At 62.0% G+C, this 20,138-nt stretch carries 13 protein-coding genes; 4 read left to right on the top strand and 9 right to left on the bottom strand.

The window, feature by feature from the left end; translation table 11 throughout:
• Positions 1–130: 130 nt before the first annotated feature.
• Positions 131–2,128, bottom strand: a complete 1,998-nt coding sequence (locus tag HBJ59_RS24300) for an alpha-1,4-glucan--maltose-1-phosphate maltosyltransferase (RefSeq protein WP_167664994.1) — start codon at positions 2,126–2,128, stop codon at positions 131–133.
• Positions 2,129–2,333: 205 nt separating this feature from the next.
• Between HBJ59_RS24300 and HBJ59_RS24305 the strand changes: the two genes are divergently transcribed.
• Positions 2,334–2,492 (top strand): hypothetical protein, encoded by a 159-nt coding sequence (locus HBJ59_RS24305; protein ID WP_167664995.1) that lies wholly within the window; start codon positions 2,334–2,336, stop codon positions 2,490–2,492.
• Here HBJ59_RS24305 and HBJ59_RS24310 read toward each other — a convergent pair.
• A complete protein-coding gene (locus HBJ59_RS24310; protein WP_076013878.1) occupies positions 2,489–2,980 on the bottom strand; it encodes an MgtC/SapB family protein in 492 nt (163 codons plus the stop codon). The two genes, HBJ59_RS24305 and HBJ59_RS24310, sit on opposite strands and share 4 nt — an antisense overlap.
• Positions 2,981–3,100: 120 nt before the next feature.
• Here HBJ59_RS24310 and HBJ59_RS24315 point away from each other — a divergent pair, with 120 nt between their 5' ends.
• The 3 genes from HBJ59_RS24315 to mapR all read left to right on the top strand — a co-directional run bounded on the left by HBJ59_RS24315 (position 3,101) and on the right by mapR (position 6,457).
• Complete coding sequence (locus tag HBJ59_RS24315; protein ID WP_167664996.1) at positions 3,101–3,340, top strand: DUF3203 family protein; 240 nt, start codon at positions 3,101–3,103, stop codon at positions 3,338–3,340.
• Positions 3,341–3,524: 184 nt separating this feature from the next.
• On the top strand, positions 3,525–4,940 hold the full coding sequence (gene ccoG / locus HBJ59_RS24320) for a cytochrome c oxidase accessory protein CcoG (protein WP_076013876.1): 1,416 nt from the start codon (positions 3,525–3,527) through the stop codon (positions 4,938–4,940).
• 107 nt (positions 4,941–5,047) lie between these two features.
• Positions 5,048–6,457, top strand: coding sequence for a GntR family transcriptional regulator MpaR (gene mapR / locus HBJ59_RS24325; protein ID WP_076013875.1), 1,410 nt, complete (start codon positions 5,048–5,050; stop codon positions 6,455–6,457).
• Between the two features lie 116 nt (positions 6,458–6,573).
• Here mapR and HBJ59_RS24330 read toward each other — a convergent pair whose 3' ends face one another.
• The 7 genes from HBJ59_RS24330 to HBJ59_RS24360 all read right to left on the bottom strand — a co-directional run bounded on the left by HBJ59_RS24330 (position 6,574) and on the right by HBJ59_RS24360 (position 20,036).
• Positions 6,574–7,320, bottom strand: coding sequence for an SDR family oxidoreductase (locus HBJ59_RS24330; RefSeq protein WP_076013874.1), 747 nt, complete (start codon positions 7,318–7,320; stop codon positions 6,574–6,576).
• A gap of 100 nt (positions 7,321–7,420) precedes the next feature.
• A complete protein-coding gene (locus HBJ59_RS24335; protein ID WP_167664997.1) occupies positions 7,421–8,545 on the bottom strand; it encodes a kelch repeat-containing protein in 1,125 nt (374 codons plus the stop codon).
• A gap of 67 nt (positions 8,546–8,612) precedes the next feature.
• On the bottom strand, positions 8,613–10,724 hold the full coding sequence (locus HBJ59_RS24340; RefSeq protein WP_167664998.1) for a bifunctional diguanylate cyclase/phosphodiesterase: 2,112 nt from the start codon (positions 10,722–10,724) through the stop codon (positions 8,613–8,615).
• Between the two features lie 273 nt (positions 10,725–10,997).
• Entirely contained in the window at positions 10,998–12,530 is a 1,533-nt protein-coding gene (locus HBJ59_RS24345; protein WP_306109872.1) for an efflux transporter outer membrane subunit, read from the bottom strand.
• On the bottom strand, positions 12,527–15,634 hold the full coding sequence (locus tag HBJ59_RS24350) for an efflux RND transporter permease subunit (RefSeq protein ID WP_167664999.1): 3,108 nt from the start codon (positions 15,632–15,634) through the stop codon (positions 12,527–12,529). The genes HBJ59_RS24345 and HBJ59_RS24350 overlap by 4 nt, the downstream gene beginning before the upstream one ends.
• A complete protein-coding gene (locus HBJ59_RS24355; protein WP_167665000.1) occupies positions 15,631–18,732 on the bottom strand; it encodes an MdtB/MuxB family multidrug efflux RND transporter permease subunit in 3,102 nt (1,033 codons plus the stop codon). Before HBJ59_RS24355 ends, HBJ59_RS24350 begins: the two co-directional genes overlap by 4 nt.
• A complete protein-coding gene (locus HBJ59_RS24360) occupies positions 18,729–20,036 on the bottom strand; it encodes an MdtA/MuxA family multidrug efflux RND transporter periplasmic adaptor subunit (RefSeq protein WP_167665001.1) in 1,308 nt (435 codons plus the stop codon). The genes HBJ59_RS24355 and HBJ59_RS24360 overlap by 4 nt, the downstream gene beginning before the upstream one ends.
• Positions 20,037–20,138 lie beyond the last annotated feature (102 nt).

Below are 20,138 nucleotides of genomic sequence, written 5' to 3' on the forward strand. Positions count from 1 at the left end.
GAACTCGGTCAATGTGGGAGCGGGCTTGCCTGCGATAGCGGTGGAACAGCCAGTATCATCTGCACTGACACACCGCTATCGCAGGCAAGCCAGCTCCCACATTAGATCTCCTTTGGATTGGAGATCAGCTTCAGGAAACGGTAATGCGCCAGATGCCAAACGGCTGATGCCACGGTTCGATGCGCATCCATTGGGTCTTGCCGTACCAGGTCCAGCGGTGGCCGGTCATCAAGTCTTCGCCTTGGGTCTGGGCGTCGTCCGGCAGGCCCATCTCCCACAGCGGCAATTCGAAATTGGCCTCCTGGGCGTTGAACGGGTCGAGACTCACGGCCACCAGAATGAAGTTGCTGCCGTCCTCACTGCGCTTGCCGAAGTACAGGATGTTGTCGTTCCACGCGTTGTAGAGTTTCAGCCCCAGATGCGTCTGCAAGGCCGGGTTTTGCCGGCGTATGCGGTTGAGCTGGGCGATCTCGGCAATGATGTTGCCGGGGGCTGTGAAGTCTCGCGGGCGGATCTCGTACTTTTCCGAGTCGAGGTACTCTTCCTTGCCGGGCACGGGGGCCGCTTCGCACAGTTCAAAACCGGAATACATGCCCCACAGGCCCGAGCCCATGGTGGCCAGCGCGGCGCGGATCAAGAAGCCCGCGCGGCCGGATTCATGCAGGAAGCCCGGGTTGATGTCCGGCGTGTTAACGAAGAAGTTCGGCCGGAAGCACTCGCGCCACGGCGACTCGTTCAATTGGCTCAGGTACTCACTCAACTCGGCCTTGGTGTTGCGCCAGGTGAAGTAGGTGTAGCTCTGGGAGTAACCGACCTTGCCCAACCGCGCCATCATCGCCGGGGTGGTGAACGCTTCAGCCAGGAAGATCACGTCCGGGTACTTGGAGCGCACATCGCTGATCAGCCATTGCCAGAACGGCAGCGGCTTGGTGTGGGGATTGTCGACGCGAAAGGTCTTCACGCCCTCTTCCACCCAACCGACCACGATGTCGCGCAACTCGATCCACAGGCTGGGAATCGCATCCGCCGCGTAGAAGTCGACGTTGACGATGTCCTGGTATTTCTTCGGCGGGTTCTCGGCGTATTTGATCGTGCCGTCGGGCCGCCAGTTGAACCAGCCCGGATGCTGCTTGAGCCATGGGTGGTCCTGGGAACACTGGATCGCGAAATCCAGGGCGATTTCCAGGCCATGGTCGGCGGCGGCCTTGACCAGGTTGCGGAAGTCTTCACGGGTGCCGAGCTGCGAGTGGATCGCCTCGTGGCCACCCTCTTCGCTGCCGATGGCATACGGGCTACCCGGATCATCGGGCCCGGCAGTCAGGGAGTTGTTCTTGCCCTTGCGGTGGCTGCGGCCGATGGGATGGATCGGCGGGAAGTACAGCACGTCAAAACCCATGTCATGGATCATCGACAAACGTGAGTGCACGTCGTTAAAGGTGCCGTGGCGCGCCGGATCGTCGGTGATCGAGCGGGGAAACAGCTCATACCAGCTGGCGAACTGCGCGGCTTCGCGTTCCACGTCAATCGGGAATACCGGGCTGATGCTCAAATAGGCGCGGTGATCGGCCTGGGTCATCAAATGTGCACTGTCTTCGTGCAGAAACAGCGCGATTTGCTCGGTTTCCAACAGGCCGGAGAGTTCGTGGTGCAGCAGCATCAGGCGGTCGCGCAGTTCGTTGTCACTGCGTTCGGCGGCTTGCAAGACCTGGCTGCGGCCTTCCTGCAGCTCCAGGCTGACCGGTACCCCGGCCTCGTGTTTCTTGCTTAATTCGTAGCGGAAGCTGGCGAACGTGTCGATCCAGGCCTCGATGCAATACTCATGCGGCCCCTGGGCGGTCACGGTGAACGCCCCTTCCCAGCCGTTGTTGCCGACATCGGTCATCACCACGCTGTGCCAGCTTTCTTCGCTCAGCGGGCGCCAGCGGATCAGCACTGCCAGCTTGTCGTGGCCGTCAGCGAACACCTTGCTGGCAACCTGGACCCGCTGGCCCACTACAGCCTTGACCGCAAACGCGCCGCCATCGATAACCGGAGTGGTGCTTTCAATCGCAATCCTTGGCAGCAACAGTGCCTGGGACAGCGGTAATGTGGAGGTTGAATCGTCTTGGGTCAGTGTTTCAGCAGTCATCGAGCATCTCCCCTTAACGCCCAGTGGACGCTCTTGCGCTTGATCCAAATTCTGAAACGGCAGTGCTCTCCCTGAGCAGGGCCGTATAGGTTCCGAGCATGCTGGCGATTGAAAAGTTCAGGTGGATGTAACGCCATCGGGCGGGGAATCAAATCCACCGGGCGATTGTCCACCGATAGAGCAAAGCACAAAGGAGGCCACACCGATGAATATCCCGATCCCGGCTGAAACGCCTGACCCGAACATCGATAAACCGACATTGCCACCTACAGAGCCCGACCCGATTCCCGAGCAGGAACCGCCAGGGACACAGCCACCGCCGGTGGAGGAGCCACCGACGACGATGCCGCCCGTCATCGTCTAGTCCTTCTCGAACAGGCGCACGATCCTTGGCATCACATTGAACACCGCCAACGCCAGCAAGGTGCTGAGCACGGCAGTGGACTCGCGCCCCATCCCCGCCGCCACGCCAATGGCGGCGGTCATCCACAGGCCAGCCGCGGTGGTCAGGCCTTTGACGTGGCCTTCTTCATCTTCCTTGCCCTTGAGGATGGTACCGGCACCCAGAAACCCGATACCCGCGATCACGCCTTGCAGCACGCGGCTCATGGCATCAGCCTGGGAGCCCGACATGCTCGGCACCAGCACGAACAGCGCGGCGCCTATGGCCACTAACATGTGGGTGCGCACCCCGGCCGCCTTGCCTTTGTGTTCGCGCTCAAAACCGAGGATGCCGCCGAGAATCGCCGCGATCAGCAACCGCACCGTGACTTGTGTCAGTTGCCGGGCATCGCCGATGTCGGCAAATTCCGTTTGCAGGGTTTGCCAGACTTCATGCCACCACGCGTCCATGGACGTGTCCTTTTCATGGGTAGATACGAAATGGACAGCGCCGACCGTCAGTCAGTTGCGCAGAACCATTCATCCACGGGCAACGCCTAACCTTGAGTACCCCAGGAAAAGGACAGCACCATGCCCGTACGTATCGAAAACCAGACCTGTTACTTCAAGGTCGACGAAAGCGGTGAAGAAAGAAGCCTAGCCGCCACCGATGTCACCGTGATTACCGACAGCGCCAAATCCATGTCGGCCGTTGAGTTGAACGGCGAGCGGATCTACATCACCGAAGCAGAAGCCGACGCATTGACCGTAGCAGGCGCCACCGACGGCCGTAAGCATTTGAAGGCCACCGACGGTGATTCGGTGATTTGATTGACCTGGATCATCACTGCCTGAAAAGCGCTGCACCCCACGCGCCACAGGGTGCAGCACATTGTCGCAGGGCGTCACCGCCGGGCCATCTGATCCGCTTTTTATCGCCATAGCTGAGTCTGTTATGCAAACAGAGCGCCCGGCATAGTTCATCTGCCTGATGGAGGCTGATGAGCGAAAGACCATGAGCGATAGAATCCCCGTCCGAACCGTAGAAGTGTTTGAGCCTGCACATCCAAAGAAGATGAAGGCCAAATCCAGCGACAACCTGATTCATACCCGCAGTTTTACCGGCCTGTTTCGCACCTTGCGTGTGGTGGGCGCAGGCTTTCTGTTCCTGGCGTTTTTCGGCACCGTGTGGCTGAACTGGGGCGGCCGGCAAGCGGTGCTGTGGGACTTGGCTGAAAGTAAATTCCACATCTTCGGTGCGACCTTCTGGCCCCAGGATTTCATCCTGCTGTCGGCGCTGTTGATCATCTGCGCATTCGGCCTGTTTGCGATCACCGTGTTCGCAGGGCGGGTGTGGTGCGGCTATACCTGCCCGCAAAGCTCGTTTACCTGGCTGTTCATGTGGTGCGAAAAGGTCACTGAAGGCGAGCGAAACCAGCGCATCAAGCTGCAAGCCGCGCCCTGGGGCTTGAACAAGCTGGCACGGCGCTCGGCCAAGCACACGCTATGGCTGGGTATCAGCGTGCTGACCGGGCTGACGTTTGTCGGCTATTTCACGCCGATCCGGCCGCTGGCCGTGGAACTGCTGACCTGGCAAATGGGCGGCGTCAGCCTGTTCTGGGTGCTGTTTTTCACCGGCGCCACCTACATCAACGCCGGCTGGCTGCGGGAAGCGGTGTGCATGCACATGTGCCCGTATGCGCGGTTCCAGAGTGTGATGTTCGACAAAGACACCCTGACCATTTCCTACGACGTGGCCCGTGGCGAAAACCGTGGCCCACGCAAACGTGACGTGCAACCGGCGGACGTCGGCCTGGGCGACTGCATTGACTGCCAGCTGTGCGTGCAGGTGTGCCCCACCGGCATCGACATCCGTGACGGCCTGCAAATGGAATGCATCGGCTGCGCCGCGTGTATCGATGCCTGTGATTCGATCATGGACAAGATGGGCTATGCCCGCGGCCTGGTCAGCTATACCTCGGAGCATCAGTTGCAAGGTGGCAAGACCCATCTGCTCAGGCCACGGCTGATCGGCTACAGTGCCGTGCTGCTGGTGATGATCGGCGCGCTGGTGGTGGCCCTGGTGGCGCGCCCGATGGTGTCGCTGGACGTGACCAAAGACCGTGGGATGTTTCGCGAAAACAGTGAAGGCTTGATCGAGAACATCTACAGCCTCAAGGTCATCAACAAGACCCAGCAGCGCCAGGATTACCGCCTGGAGCTGATAGACGGCGATGGCTTCCAGTTGCAGGGCAAGACGGACATCAGCCTGGCGCCGGGGGAAATTACCGATGTGCCGGTGTCGGTGGCGATGACGGCAGACAAGCCGGCCAGCAGTTCACAGACCATCCGCTTCAAGGTCACGGACGTGGATGAACCGTGGATCTACAGCGCGGCGGACAGCCGGTTTGTGGCGCCATTGAATCGCTGAACCCGAGCTTTCAGCAACACTGGAGATCAAATGTGGGAGCTGGCTTGCCAGCTCCCACATTTGATCTGTGTTCAACCAGCAAAATCTGTTCAAAGCACTGAGACTCAATGAAACGCTACGAAAAATTCGCCGACGACATCGCAGAACTGATTCGCTCCGGCGTCCTCGGCCCCGGCCAGCGCGTGCCTTCGGTACGCTATGCCAGCCAGACCTACGGGGTCAGCCCGTCCACGGTGTTCCAGGCCTACTACCTGCTGGAACGTCGCGGGCTGATCCGCGCCCGGCCGCGCTCCGGGTACTTCGTCAATACCCATGCGCCGAGCCCGTTCTCCGAGCCGGTGGTGAGTGCTCATGTGCACGAATCCACCGAAGTGGACGTGAGCGAGCTGGTGTTCTCGGTGCTCGACTCCATCAAGGACCCGCAAACCGTGCCCTTCGGCTCGGCCTTCCCCAGCCCGACGCTGTTCCCCTTGCCACGCCTGGCCCGCTCCCTGGCCAGCGCCAGCCGGGAAATGGACCCGCGCATGGTGGTCACCGACATGTCGCCAGGCAACCCGCAACTGCGCCGGCAAATCGCCCTGCGCTACATGGTTGGCGGGCTGATGCTGCCAATGGAAGAACTGTTGATCACCAACGGTGCGCTCGAGGCGCTTAACCTGTGCCTGCAAGCCGTGACCGAACCGGGCGACCTGGTAGCCATCGAAGCCCCGGCGTTTTATGCCAGCCTGCAAATCCTCGAACGCCTGAAGCTCAAGGCGGTGGAAATCCCCGTGCACCCGCGCGATGGCATTGACCTCAAGGTGCTGGCGCAAAGCCTGGAGCGTTACCCGATCAAGGCCTGCTGGTGCATGACCAGCTTCCAGAACCCGATGGGCGCGACCATGCCCGAGGCCAAGAAGCAGGAGCTGGTGGAGTTGCTGCGCAGCCACCAGGTGCCGCTGATCGAAGACGACGTGTACGCCGAGTTGTACTACGGCCAACAAGCGCCGAAACCGGCCAAGGCGTTCGACACCGAAGGCCTGGTGATGCATTGCGGCTCGTTCGCCAAAAGCCTGGCCCCGGGTTACCGCATAGGCTGGGTGGCCGCCGGGCGTTATGCGCAGAAGATCGAGCGGTTGAAGTTGATGACGTCGCTGTGTGCATCGATGCCGGCCCAGGCGGCGATTGCCGATTACCTGCAACACGGCGGCTACGATAGGCACCTGCGCAAGTTGCGCTATGCGCTGGAGGAGCAGCAGAGCGCCATGCTCGCGGCCATCGCCCGTTACTTTCCGGCGCAGACACGGGTCAGCCAGCCCGCTGGCGGTTACTTCCTGTGGCTGGAATTGCCGGAGCAGACCGACTCGTTGAAGCTGTTCCAGATGGCCCTGGCCCAGGGCATCAGCATCGCACCGGGGCCGATCTTTTCGCCGACACAGCGCTTCAGGAACTGCATTCGCTTGAATTACGGCAGCCCGTGGGACGAGTCGTGTGAGAAGGCCATGGAGACGCTGGGGAAGATTGTGCGTTCGTTTTGACAGGCTGCTTGAAGACAACTGACGTCATCGCGGACAAGCCCGGCTCCCACAATGGATCGCGTATCTCTGTGGGAGCCGGGCTTGCCCGCGATGGCGCCCGCACAGGCGCTATGACGTTATCGACCACCTGCCAGGTCAATAAAGGTTCCGGTGGCATAGGACGCCTTGTCCGACAGCAGCCAGATAATCCCTTCCGCGACTTCTTCGGCACGCCCGCCACGGGCCATGGGAATCCCCGGTTCCAGCTTGCTGACTCGGTCAGGGTCGCCGCTCAGCGCGTGGAACTCGGTGAAGATGAAACCTGGACGCACGCCATTGACCCGGATCCCCTCACCCGCCACCTCCTTGGAAAGCCCGAGTGTGAAGGTGTCCAATGCGCCCTTGGACGCGGCGTAATCCACATACTCCCCCGGCGCCCCCAGGCGCGCGGCGGCCGACGACACGTTGACGATGCTGCCGCCCTGCCCGCCATGTTTGGGCGACATGCGCAGCAGCGCGTGCTTGGCGCAGAGGATCGGCCCCAACACATTGGTCTTGAGCGTCTTCAGGATGCGGAACTCGGACATTTCATCGACCCGCGACTTGTGCCCTACGGTACCGGCGTTGTTCACCAGTGCCGTCACCCGGCCCAGCTCGGTATCAACACGGTGGAACAGGCCGATCACTTCGTCTTCGATGCTGACATCGGCCCGCACCGCAATGGCCTGTGCGCCGAGGGCGCGCACTTGCTCAAGTACCCGGTGGGCGGCGTCTTCGTCGGCCTGGTAATTGATGCAGATACGATAGCCCTGGGCAGCGGCCAGCAACGCCGTGGCGGCGCCGATCCCACGGCTGCCACCGGTGATGATGACGACTTTGTCCATGTGTAAGGTCTCCTGATTCAACGTGAGCTGTTGGATCCAATACTACCTGCGACCGGCAGGTTTTGCATGGGCTCAGGTCAACCCGGGGAGACGCTGTCGATCACGCCAATGTAAAAAGCTCGGCATTGGACAGCGGCGCCGGATGCGGGGTGGCCCTCGAACCACCCGCGATCAGCACCTGCCCCGTCGAAAGGCAGCATGCGCTATGCCCGAAACGCCCGGGCTGGAGCGGCGCGGTCAGCGACCATTGTGCGGACCGTGGGTCGTACAGCTCAGCCGTCGCCGCGTGTTCCGGTTGGGAGAGGCTGCTGGCGCCCACCACCAGGACTTCTCCGGTCACCAGACGGGTCGCGCTGTGCTCTTTGCGCGGAACACACATGAGTGTCCGGTCCCAGCTGTTCCGGACCGGGTCGTAGATAAAGGCCAGGTCTTGCGCCGGGCCAAAAGGTTCGGCAGCACCGCCGCAGATCAACACCCGGCCGTCGGCCAACAGAGTAGCCGTGTGCTGCATACGGGGCGCGGGCAAAGGCCGCCGTTCAGTCCAGCGGTGGGTGGTAGGGTCATACAGAAAGGCCCGGGGCAGCGCGGCGTTCTGCATGCCGGAATAGCCTCCGACCACCAGGACCTCGCCCGTCGACAGCAACGTCGCGGTGTGATTCATGGCATCCACAGGGAGCCAGGCTTTACGCTGCCAATGGCCGGTGAGCGGGTCGTAGCATTCAACGCTGTCTTGCACCTGCCCGCCGCCTGACTGCAGATTATTGCCGCCGACCACCAAGACGTTTCCTGACGCGAGCAGCGTGCCGGTATGGCCGAAACGAGGCGTGTGCAGGGCTCCCGTTGGCGTCCAGCGGTTGGTTGAAACGTTATACAACTGCGCGTCGCTGATCGACTGGCCACCCTCGCTCCCGGCCGTCAACAGCACGATGCCCGACTGCAGCACCACCGCACCACTGGCACCTCGAGAAAAGGGCAGCGGCGCAACCGTCGACCACTGCCCTGATGCCTGATGGTAGAACTCCACGCTGGCCATGGTGCGGGTGGCAGATGAACGACCGGGTGTGCCAGGCGCCAGCTGATCGAAACGCAAGCCTGAAGCCTCGCCGGGACCTGCCCCCGCAATCACCAACACACCTTGGTCGGCAATACGCACACAGTTGTGGAAATAGCGGGGTTCGAGCATCGAACCTGTCGGCGTGAAAGTACCGGTGATGAGCGCAGGCATATGGATCCCAGGTCAGCTTCCTGGAATCGACTCTATACCCGCAGTATCACGGTCGCTACTGTCAGAATTAACAGGTCTGGCCGCCACTCAAGGCGTGGGTGTCGACCACTTCGGCGCTGGCTTTTTCAATGTCCATCATGAACTTGTCCGCCGGCAGCGGGTGGCCCAGCAGATAACCTTGCAGGGAATCACAACCCAGGCGTGTCAGGAAACTCTGCTGTACATCGGTCTCCACCCCTTCGGCAACGATCCGCAGGCCCAAGGCCTGGCCGAGGGCGACGATGGCCGAGACGATGGCGGCATCGTCGCTGTCGTGCTCCAGGTCGCGTACAAACCCGCGGTCGATTTTCAGCTCATTGGCCGGCAGGCGCTTGAGGTACATCAGGCTCGAATAGCCGGTACCAAAGTCGTCGATGGACAGGTCGACGCCCATGTCCGAGAGCTTCTGCAACACCGTCATGCTCGCATCGGCGTCGCTCATGGCAGTGGTCTCGGTGATTTCCAGGGTCAGGCTGTTGGCTGGCAACCGGTGGCGCTCCAGGGCATTGGCGACACTCTTGACCAGCCCGGCGTGGCAGAACTGCAAGGCCGACAGGTTCACGGCGATGCGCCAGTCGTGATAGCCCTGGGCGTACCACACCTGCATCTGGCGGCAGGCTTCATTGAGCACCCATTCGCCGATGGGGATGATCAGCCCGGTCTTTTCCGCCAGCTCGATAAACTTGTCCGGCAGCAGCAAGCCTTGTTGCGGGTGTTCCCAGCGCAACAGTGCTTCGGCGCCGACCGGGCGGCCGCTGATAGCGTCGAACTTGGGCTGGTAATACAGCTGGAACTGCTCATGCTCCACCGCGTTGCGCAAGTCCTGCAGCAGTTGCAGTTGTTTGCGTGCATTGGTGTTCATCGACACATCGAAAAAGCTGTAGCCGTTCTTGCCCATGCCCTTGGCGTGATACATCGCCGCGTCGGCGTTCATCAGCAGTTCCTGAGGCGTGGCGCCGTTGCCCGGGAACAGCGCAATGCCGATGCTCGCGGAGATTTTCAACTCGTGCTCGGCTACCCGGAAAGACTGGTTGATCAAGCCCACCTGGCGCTCGGCCAGGCGCAGCGCGTCGTCGGGCTGGGTCAACTGCACCAGCAAGACAAACTCGTCACCGCCGATGCGGGCCAAGGTGTCCTGGCTGCGCAAGTCTTCCCGCAGGCGCAGGCCGACCTCTTGCAACAACTGGTCGCCCATGTGGTGACCGAAGGCGTCGTTCACCGGCTTGAAACCGTCGAGGTCGATAAACATCAGCGCGAAGCAACCGCCCTCCTCGTTCACCCGCTGTATCGCCTGTTGAATCCGGTCGGCGAGCAAGGTGCGATTGGGCAAGCCGGTGAGCATGTCGTGCAGGGCCAGGTGGGTGAGTTCCTGGTTGGCCTGGGTCAGGGAGTCCGCCAACACGGCGGTACGGGCTTCCAGGCGGGCATCGGCCAGCGAGGTCAGCAGCGCGATGATCAACACCGCCAGGGTGGTCACCAGCACCAGGTTATCCAGGCCCTTGCCGCTCAGGCCGGTCAAGGCTGCGCCGCAAAAACTGCCATCGGCGAAACGCGCGGCGGCCATGCCGGTGTAGTGCATGCCGACAATGGCCACGCCCATCACCATCGCCGCGCCACCCCGGGCCAGGCGCACATACGGCGTGTTGCGCCGCAGGTTGAAGGCGATCCACAACGCGGCCGCCGAGGCTCCGACGGCAATCAGCAAGGAGCCGGTGAACAGCGTAGGGTCATAGTCAATGCCGGGCGTCATGCGCATCGCGGCCATGCCGGTGTAATGCATCGCGCTGATGCCTGCGCCCATGATCAGCGCGCCAAATGCCAGTTGCCAGGCTGGCAAACGCGGCTGGCTCACCAGCCACAAGGCAAAGCCACTGGAAAGGACAGCGATCAGCAGTGACAGCAGGGTGATGCCGATGTCGTAGCCCAGGCTGATAGGCAGGCGAAAGGCGAGCATACCGATAAAGTGCATCGACCAGATGCCCACGCCCATTGCCAGCGCACCGCCGATAATCCACAGGTAGACGGCGCGGCCTTTGGCCGTGGCAATGCGCCCGGTCATGTCCAGCGCGGTATAGGACGCGAGGATCGCGACGAACAGGGAAATCAGGACCAGGGCGTGGGAATAACTACCGGTGAGCATGGGACTTCTCGTGACCAAATGGGCCAAACGGCATCCATGCCCGGGTGAAAAGTCGGGGATTGTAGCGAGAATAAATCTTGTACACCTGAAATATTATCGTATAGCCATCATTCACAATTTGACGCCAATCTACTGGCTCAAAAACACCGCTAAACCCTTGTGTGAACGGACTTGCTCGCGAAAGCGGTGGGTCAGTTCATACACAGTTGACTGACCCACCGCTTTCGCGAGCAAGCCCGCACACACAAGCCAGTACACCTGCAGGATCGTTGTTTATTTCTTGTCGCTCAGCTGCATCTGCCCATCCCAACCACCGCCCAGCGCGGCGATCAGTTGCACGCTGGCAACCAGCCGGGTTTGCAGCAGGGTCAGCACCGTGCGTTCGTTGCTCAGGGCCGTCGCTTGCACGGTGACCACATCAAGATAAGCGATCAGGCCGGCCTTGTACTGGTTCTGGGTCAGGCGCAGGGATTCCCGGGCAGCTTCGAGGGCCTCGTTACTGACGACCGCCTCGTCTTCCAGGACCTTGAGCTGGACCATGTAGTTTTCAACCTCGCGGAAACCATCGAGTACGGTCTGGCGATACTTGGCCACGGTTTCGTCGTAGGACGCTTCGGCGCGGTCGACTTCCGCCGAACGCTGGCCGCCGTCAAACAGGGTCATGGCCAGTTTCGGTCCCACCGACCAGAAGCGGTTCGGCAGGCTGATCCAGTCGGCGTAGGTGCTGCTGGAATAGCCGCCGGCCAGGCTCAGGGTCAGGTCCGGGTAGTAGGCGGTCTTGGCCACGCCGATATTCGCGTTGGCCGCGATCACCGAGCGCTCAGCCTGGGAAATATCCGGGCGGCGTTCCAGCAGTTGCGACGGCAGGCTCACCGGAATCTGCGGCAGCGCCGGAATGTCCTTGCTCACCGCCAGGTTGAAGTTGGCCGGCGGCACACCGGTCAACACGGCAATTGCGTTTTCCAGCTGCGCGCGCTGCCAGATCAGGTCGATCATGCTGGCCTGGGTGCTTTTCAGCTGGGTCTGGGCCTGGGCGATGGCGTCCTTGCCCGAGACACCGGCGCGGTACTGGTTCTGGGTCATTTGCAGGGAGCGTTGGTAGGTGTCCACCGTGGCTTGCAGCAAACGGGTCTGTTCGTCCATGACCCGCAGTTGCAGGTAATCCTGCACCAGCTCCGATTGCTGGCTCAGGCGCATTGCCGCAAGGTCCGCTGCGCTGGCTTCGGCGCTGGCTTCATTGGCTTCCAGGCCCCGGCGCAGCTTGCCCCAGATATCGGCTTCCCAGCTCACGCCCAACTGGGTGTTCAGGGTGTCGCGGATACCGCTGCTGGAGCTGCTGAGGCTGGCGTTACTGCTGCCGGTACCCTGGCTGGCCCGGCTTTTCGAGGCACTCAGGTCAACCGTGGGGAAGAACGCCCCACGGGCACTGCGCACCTGCGATGCCGCCTGGCGATAACGCGCCTCGGCCTGGGCCACGGTCTGGTTGGAGTTGTTGAGTTTTTCTACCAGTTCATTGAGTTGTTTGTCGCCGTACAACTCCCACCATGCGCCCCGGGCCAACGAGTCGCTGGGCGCGGCCTGGCGCCAGCCCTGGGCTTCCTTGTACTGAGCCGGTTCGGTCAATTCGGGGCGTTTGTAATCCGGGCCCACGGCGCAGGCGCTGAGCATCAGCACGAGGCCCACTGCAGGAGCAAGCTTGCTCGCGAAAAGCCTGAGAACACCAGGTTCATTCAGGATGCCAGCGTTATCGTTGACGCCCTTCGCGAGCAAGCTCGCGCCTACAGGGGAACGCGTTGAATCGGTCATAGCGCAGTGTCCAGGGCAGCATCGGTACGCACTCCGCGCCAGCCGTTGAAACGGTGGCGCAGGCGGTCGAGATAAAGGTAAACCACAGGCGTGGTGTATAGGGTCAGGATCTGGCTGAACACCAGCCCGCCGATAATCGTCAGGCCCAGGGGCTGGCGCATTTCCGCGCCTTCGGCACTACTGAGCAGCAACGGCACGGCACCCAGAATCGCCGCCAGGGTGGTCATCAGGATCGGGCGCAGCCGCACAAGGCAGGCGGCGCGGATCGATTCCAGCGGGGTCATGCCCTCCTTGCGCTCCAGTTGCAGCGCAAGGTCGATCATCAGGATCGCGTTTTTCTTCACCACCCCGATCAGCAGGAACAGCCCCAGCAGCGAGATCAGGCTGAACTCGCCCCCCAGCAGGTAAATCGAGAGCAAGGCACCCACCCCGGCCGACGGCAAGGTCGACAGAATCGTCAGCGGGTGAATGTAGCTCTCGTACAGAATCCCCAGTACCAGGTACACCGCCACCAGCGCACCGAGGATCATGAACGGCTGGCCTTTCTGGGTGGCGGCAAAAGCATCGGCAGTACCGGCCATCTTCGCGATCACATCTTCGGGCAGGCCGACCTTGGCAATCGCCCGCTCGATGGCGGCAGTGCCCTGCTCCACCGTGACTCCGGGTGACATATCGAACGCAATATTTTCCGAGGCAAACTGGCCTTCATGGCTGACCCGGTCATCCGCCAGGCTGTTTTCATAGTGAGCGATCGCCGACAGCGGGACGCGCGCACCGGTGGAGGTGATCACCTGCACCTGATTCAGGGTGATCGGGTCCTGGGCGTACTTCGGATTGACCTCCATCACCACCTGGTACTGGTTGAGGCTGTCGTAGATGGTGGAAATCTGCCGCTGGCTGTAGGCGTTGTTGAGCACGGCGGTGACCATGTCCATATCAATGCCCAGGCGCTTGGCCTGGTCGCGGTCGACAATCAACGTCACTTGGGCCGCGCCGCGCCCTTCACGGGCATCGATGGCGGTCAGTTCCGGCAGCTCACGCAGCGCGGCGACCACTTTCGGGTACCACAGACGCAGGGCCGCGAGGTCGCCGCTTTGCAGGATGTAGGAATACTGCGAGGTGGTCTGGTCGCGACCACCACCAAATTGCAGGTCCTGGTCAGCCATCAGCATCAGGCGCCCGCCGGGCACCAGTGGCACATTCTTGCGCATGCGCTCAATCACCGCCTGGGCGGAAATCTTGCGTTCGCTGATAGGCTTGAGCCGCACCAGCATCACCGCGTTGTTGGTGCCGCTGTTGCCGCCAATAAACCCCGCCACGCTCAATACGGCGGGATCCTGCAGGACCGCCTTGCGGAAGATTTCCATCTTCGGCTGCATCACGGTGAATGACAGCCCGTCATCGCCGCGCACAAAGCCGATCAGTTGCCCGGTGTCCTGCTGGGGCATGAAGGTTTTCGGCACCACCACATACAGCGCGACGTTGACACCAATGGTCACAAACAGGCTGAGCAGCGTCAGGCGTTTGTGGCGCAATACCCAATCCAGGCTGCTGGCGTAGCCGGCAACCATGCGGTCGTTGATCTTCTGGCTCCAGCGCTGCAAACCTGTCTCCTGGCCTTTGACATGCGGCTTGAGCCAGCGGGCGCAGAGCATCGGGGTCAGGGTCAGCGACACCACCAGCGAGACGATGATCGCCGCCGCCAGGGTGATGGAAAACTCGCGGAACAGGCTGGTGACGATCCCGCCCATAAACAGGATCGAGAGGAACACCGCCACCAGCGAGACGTTCATCGACAGCAAGGTGAACCCGACTTCCTGCGCACCGAGGTACGCCGCCTTCATCGGCGGCACGCCTTCGTCGATATGCCGGGAGATGTTCTCCAGCACCACGATGGCATCGTCCACCACCAGCCCGGTGGCGAGGATCAGCGCCATCAGCGACAGGTTGTTCAGGGAGAAGCCGAACAGGTACATCACCGCAAACGTGCCCACCAGCGACACCGGCACCGCCAGGGTGGGAATCAGCGAGGCACGGAAGTTACCGAGGAACAGGTACACAACCAGGATCACCAGGGCCACGGCAATCAGCAAAGTCATCTCGGCTTCGTGCAAGGTGGCGGTGATCACCGGCGAACGGTCCATGGCCAGGTTCAGCTTGACGCTGGACGGCAACACCGCCTGCAAGGCCGGCAGTTGCGCCTTGATCTGCTTCACGGTCTCGATGATGTTGGCACCGGACTGGCGGTTGATCACCAGCAGCACCGCCGAGTCGTTGTTGAAGAAGCCGCTGTTGTAGCGGTCCTCGACGCCGTCGCTGATCTTCGCCACATCCCCCAGGCGCAAGGCCGCGCCGTTCTGGTAGCGGATCAGCAGTGGTTCGTAGTCCTTGGCCTTTTCCAACTGGTCGTTGGCCTGGATCTGCCAGTTGCGCTGGCTGTCTTCCAGCGAACCCTTGGGCCGGCGCACGTTGGCATTGGCGATGGTATTGCGCACATCGTCCAGGGCCACGCCGTACTGGTCGAGGGCCTTGGGTTCAAGTTCGATCCGCACGGCAGGCAAGGAGCTGCCGCCGATCTGTACTTCACCCACCCCCGGCACCTGGGACAGGCTCTGGGACAGGATGGTCGAGGCCAGGTCATACAACTGGCCCTTGGGCAACACGTCCGACGTCAGCGACAGCACCATGATGGGCGCCTGGGACGGGTTGATCTTCTTGTAGGTGGGCATGCTGCGCATGCCGCTGGGCAGCAGGTTACGCGAGGCGTTGATGGCCGCCTGCACTTCCCGCGCTGCGCCGTTGATGTCACGATCGGAGTCGAACGCCAGAATCACCCGGGTCGAACCCTGGCTCGACGAGCTGCTCATGGTGGTAATGCCGGCAATCGCGCCGAAGGAGCGCTCCAGCGGCGTGGCCACCGTCGACGCCATCACCTCGGGGCTGGCCCCCGGCAAGCTGGCCGACACCACGATCACCGGAAAGTCGATCTGCGGCAATGGCGACACCGGCAGCAGGTTGAAGCTGACGCCGCCCAGCAGCATGATCGCCAGGCTCAGGAGCATGGTCGCTACCGGCCGGCGAATGAAAGGTCCGGACAGGTTCATGGCTCAACCGGCTCCAGGCGCACCGGTTCTTTGCGCCAGCGACGGCCGAGGCGGTCGAAATACAGGTAGATCACCGGGGTGGTAAACAGGGTCAACACCTGGCTCACCAGCAGCCCACCGACCATCACCAGGCCCAGGGGCTGGCGCAGCTCCGCACCGGAACCGGTGGCGAGCATCAACGGCACGGCACCGAACAGCGCCGCCAGGGTGGTCATAAGGATCGGCCGGAAACGCAACAATGCCGCCTGGTAGATCGCGGTTTGCGGGTCCAGGCCCTGGTTGCGCTCAGCGTCGAGGGCAAAGTCGATCATCATGATCGCGTTCTTCTTCACGATACCGATCAACAGGATGATGCCGATGATCGCGATCATCCCCAGGTCATTGCCACTGAGCAGCAAGGCCAGCAAGGCACCCACTGCTGCCGAGGGCAAGGTCGAGAGAATGGTGATCGGGTGGATGTAGCTCTCGTAGAGCACACCCAGCACGATGTACATGGTGACCACCGCCGCCAGGATCAGCAGCAAGGTACTCGACAGCGAAGCCTCGAACGCCTGGGCTGCACCCTGGAATTGAGTCTGCACGCCGACGGGCATGCCAATGTCTTTCTGAGCCTGGTTGATCAGCTCCACGCCCTTGCCCAGCGCAACGCCGGGGGCCAGGTTGAACGACATCATCACCGCCGGGAACTGGCCGATATGCGCAATTGCCAACTGGGCCTGGCGCTGTTCCACATGGGCCAGGCTCGACAGCCGCACCTGGCCGCCGTCGGTGGTTTTCACGTGGATCTGGTTCAGGGCGTCCGGGCCGAGGGTTTCACCGGATTGCGCCTGCAACACCACACGGTACTGGCTGGCCTGGGTGTAGATGGTGGAAATCTGTCGCTGGCCAAAGGCGTCGTACAGCGCATCCGTGATGGTCGACACCGACACACCAAGGCGCGACGCGGCGTCGCGGTCGATCACCAGGTACACCTGCAAGCCTTTGTCCTGCAGGTCGCTGGCGACGTCGGACAGTTCCGGCAACTGGCTGAGGGCGTGCACCAGCTTTTCGCTCCACAGCGCCAGCAACTCGGCGTCCGGTGAGGACATGCTGAACTGGTACTGGGTGCGGCTGACGCGGTCTTCAATGGTCAGGTCCTGCACCGGCTGCATGAACAGGCGTATACCCACCAGCTTGTCCAGTTGCGGTTGCAGGCGCGTGATGATCTGCGCCGCGCTGAGGTCCCGTTCGCCGTGGGGCTTGAGGTTGATCAGCAGGCGGCCGCTGTTGAGGGTGGCGTTATCGCCGTCCACCCCGATGTAGGACGACAGGCTCTCCACCGACGGGTCTTCGAGGATGATCTTCGCCAGTTCCTGCTGGCGCTGGCTCATGGCCGCAAAGGAGATCGACTGGGGCGCTTCGGAGATGCCCTGGATCACCCCGGTGTCCTGCACCGGGAAGAAGCCCTTGGGCACCACCAGGTACAGCACCACAGTCAGGCCCAACGTGGCGATGGCCACCAGCAGGGTCAGCGGCTGGTGTTTGAGCACCCACTGCAATTTGCGCCCGTAGGCTTCGATCAGCCAGTCGATCCAGGCGCCGCTTGCCTTGTAGAAACGGCCTTGCTCTTCTTCCTTGGGTTCGCGCTTGAGCAAACGCGCGCACATCATCGGCGTCAGGGTCAGGGACACCACCAGAGAAATCAGGATCGCCACCGCCAAGGTGATGGCGAACTCACGGAACAAGCGCCCTACCACGTCGGCCATGAACAGCAACGGGATCAATACGGCGATCAGCGACAGGGTCAGGGAAATCAGGGTGAAACCGATCTGCTTGGCGCCCTTGAGCGCGGCCGCCATGGGCGTCTCGCCTTCCTCGATATAGCGGGAAATGTTCTCCAGCATCACGATGGCGTCGTCCACCACAAAACCGGTGGCGATGGTCAGGGCCATCAGCGTCAGGTTATTGATGGAGAAGCCGGCGAGGTACATCACGCCAAAGGTGCCCACCAGTGACAGTGGCACGGCGATGGACGGAATGATGGTGGCGCTGAAACGGCGCAGGAACAGGAACGTCACCATCACCACCAGGGCAATGGCGATCAGCAATTCGTGTTGTACGTCACGGACCGAGGCACGGATGGTTTGGGTCCGGTCAGTGAGCACCGTCACGTCGAGGCCGGCCGGCAGGTTGTCGGTGATGCTCGGCAACAATGCCTTGATCCGGTCCACCACTTCGATGACGTTGGCCCCGGGCTGGCGCTGGATATTCAGCAAGACCGCCTGGTTTTCATTGGCCCAGGCCGCGAGGCGCTCGTTCTCGGCGCCGTCGACAATCTGCGCCACGTCCTTGAGCCGCAACGGCGCGCCGTTGTTGTAGGCAAGGATCAGCTCGGCGTATTCCTTGGGCGAGACCAACTGGTCGTTGGCGTCGAGCATCGACACCCGCGTTGGGCCGTCGAAGTTGCCCTTGGGCTGGTTGACGTTGGATGCGGCGATCAGTGTGCGCACGTCCGACAGGTTCAGGCCGTTGGCCGCCAGGGCTTCCGGGTTGACCTTGATCCGTACTGCCTGGCGCTGGCCACCGGCGATGCTGACCATGCCGACGCCGCTGATCTGCGCAATTTTCTGCGCCATGCGCGTGTCGACCAGGTCATTGAGCTTGGGCAGCAACATGGTCTTGGAGGTGATGGCCAGGGTCAGCACCGGGGTGTCCGCCGGGTTGACCTTGTTGTACACCGGCGGTGCCGGCAGGTCCTTGGGCAGCAGGTTGGTGGCGGCGTTGATCGCGGCTTGCACCTGTTGCTCGGCGACATCCATGTTGATGTCGAGGTTGAAACGCAGGGTCAGCACCGAGGCGCCGCCGGAGCTGGTGGACGCCATCTGGGTCAGGCCGGGCATTTGCCCGAACTGACGTTCCAGGGGCGCCGTCACCGCGCTGGTCATCACGTCCGGGCTGGCGCCGGGGTACAGCGTCATCACCCGGATGGTCGGGTAATCCACCTGGGGCAAGGCCGAGACCGGCAACAGGCGATAAGCGATCGCACCGGCCAGAACAATGGCCAGCATGCTCAGGGTAGTGGCTACCGGGCGAAGGATGAACAGCCGCGAGAGGTTCATGCGCCGCCCTTTTGCGCCTTGCCGGCATCAGCCGGGCCTTGTTGCGTCTTGGCTGCCGGCTGGCCCTGGAGGTGTTCGGTCGGCGTGGTCGGCACTTCAGTGCTGTCGTTGACCACTTCGATGTCGCTGCCGTCCTTCAGGCGGTCGGTGCCTTCCAGTACGACGCGATCGCCGGCGGCCAGGCCTTGCTTGATCACGGTGTTGTCGCCGTCGGAATCACCGATCACCAGTGGACGTACCTTGACCTTCTTGTCGCCATCGAGCACGTAGACAAAGGTGCCGGTGTTGCCGAACTGAATCGCTGCCGACGGCGCCAGCACCACGTTATGCAGGGTGTCGGCCAGCAGGTGCACATTCACGAACTGGTTGGGGAACAGCGCCTGGTCCTTGTTATCGAACCGCGCCTTGAATTTGAGGGTACCGGTGGTGACGTCGATCTGGTTGTCCAGGCTCTGCAACACGCCGCTGGCCTTCAGCGCCACATCGCCACGGTCCCAGGCTTCTACCGGCAGCTTGTTGCCGGCGTGATAGCGCGCCAGCACGGTTTCCAGGGTGTTTTCCGGCAGCGTGAAGGCCACACTGATGGGTTGGGTCTGGGTAATCACTGCCAGGAAGGTGGTGTCGTTGGCGGCGACAAGGTTACCCACGTCTACCTGACGCAGGCCGACACGCCCGGTAATCGGGGCGCGGATCTTGGTGAATTCGAGGTTGAGCTTGGCGTCGTCCACCGCGCCCTGGTTGGTCTTGACCGTGCCCTGGTACTGCAACACCAGCGCTTCGGCGGTGTCCAGGGTTTGCTTGGCGATACTGTCTTGCGCATACAGGTCGCGATAACGCTGCACGTCGACCTGGGCATTTTTCAACTGGGCCTGGTTCTGCAGCAACGTGCCCTGGGCCTGAAGCAAGGCATTCTGGTAACTGCGCGGGTCGATTTCCGCCAGCAAGTCACCGGCCTTGACCATCTGCCCTTCTTCAAAGGCGATCTTGACCAGCTCTCCCCCTACCCGGCTGCGCACATTGATGGTGTTCAATGCCGTGACCGTGCCCAGTGCCTTGTAGTACACCGGGAACTCCCCCTGCACCGCAGGCGCCACACGCACCGGCACCGGGCCAGTAGAACCACCAAAGCCCGGGCGCATCATGCCCGACTTGCCGGCATGCCCGGCAGGCTTCTTCTCTGCGCTGTCTTTGTGGCTGCCGGGCCAGAACTTCCAGCACAAGCCGGCAATGACCAGCAGCACGAGCAGGCCGAACAGCCAGCGGCGGGAGTGACGAGGGGTGGATTGCATGGAGTGATCAACCATTGGGTGCGAGAGCTTCTTCTTCGGGAGGCTGAAAGATAAGCACTGGGGCGCGTTAAGAAAAGCGCCTTTACCGGCTATTTACCTTGGACTTACAACTTTTAA

The organism is Pseudomonas sp. AN3A02 (genome assembly GCF_011765255.1).
Classification (GTDB): domain Bacteria; phylum Pseudomonadota; class Gammaproteobacteria; order Pseudomonadales; family Pseudomonadaceae; genus Aquipseudomonas.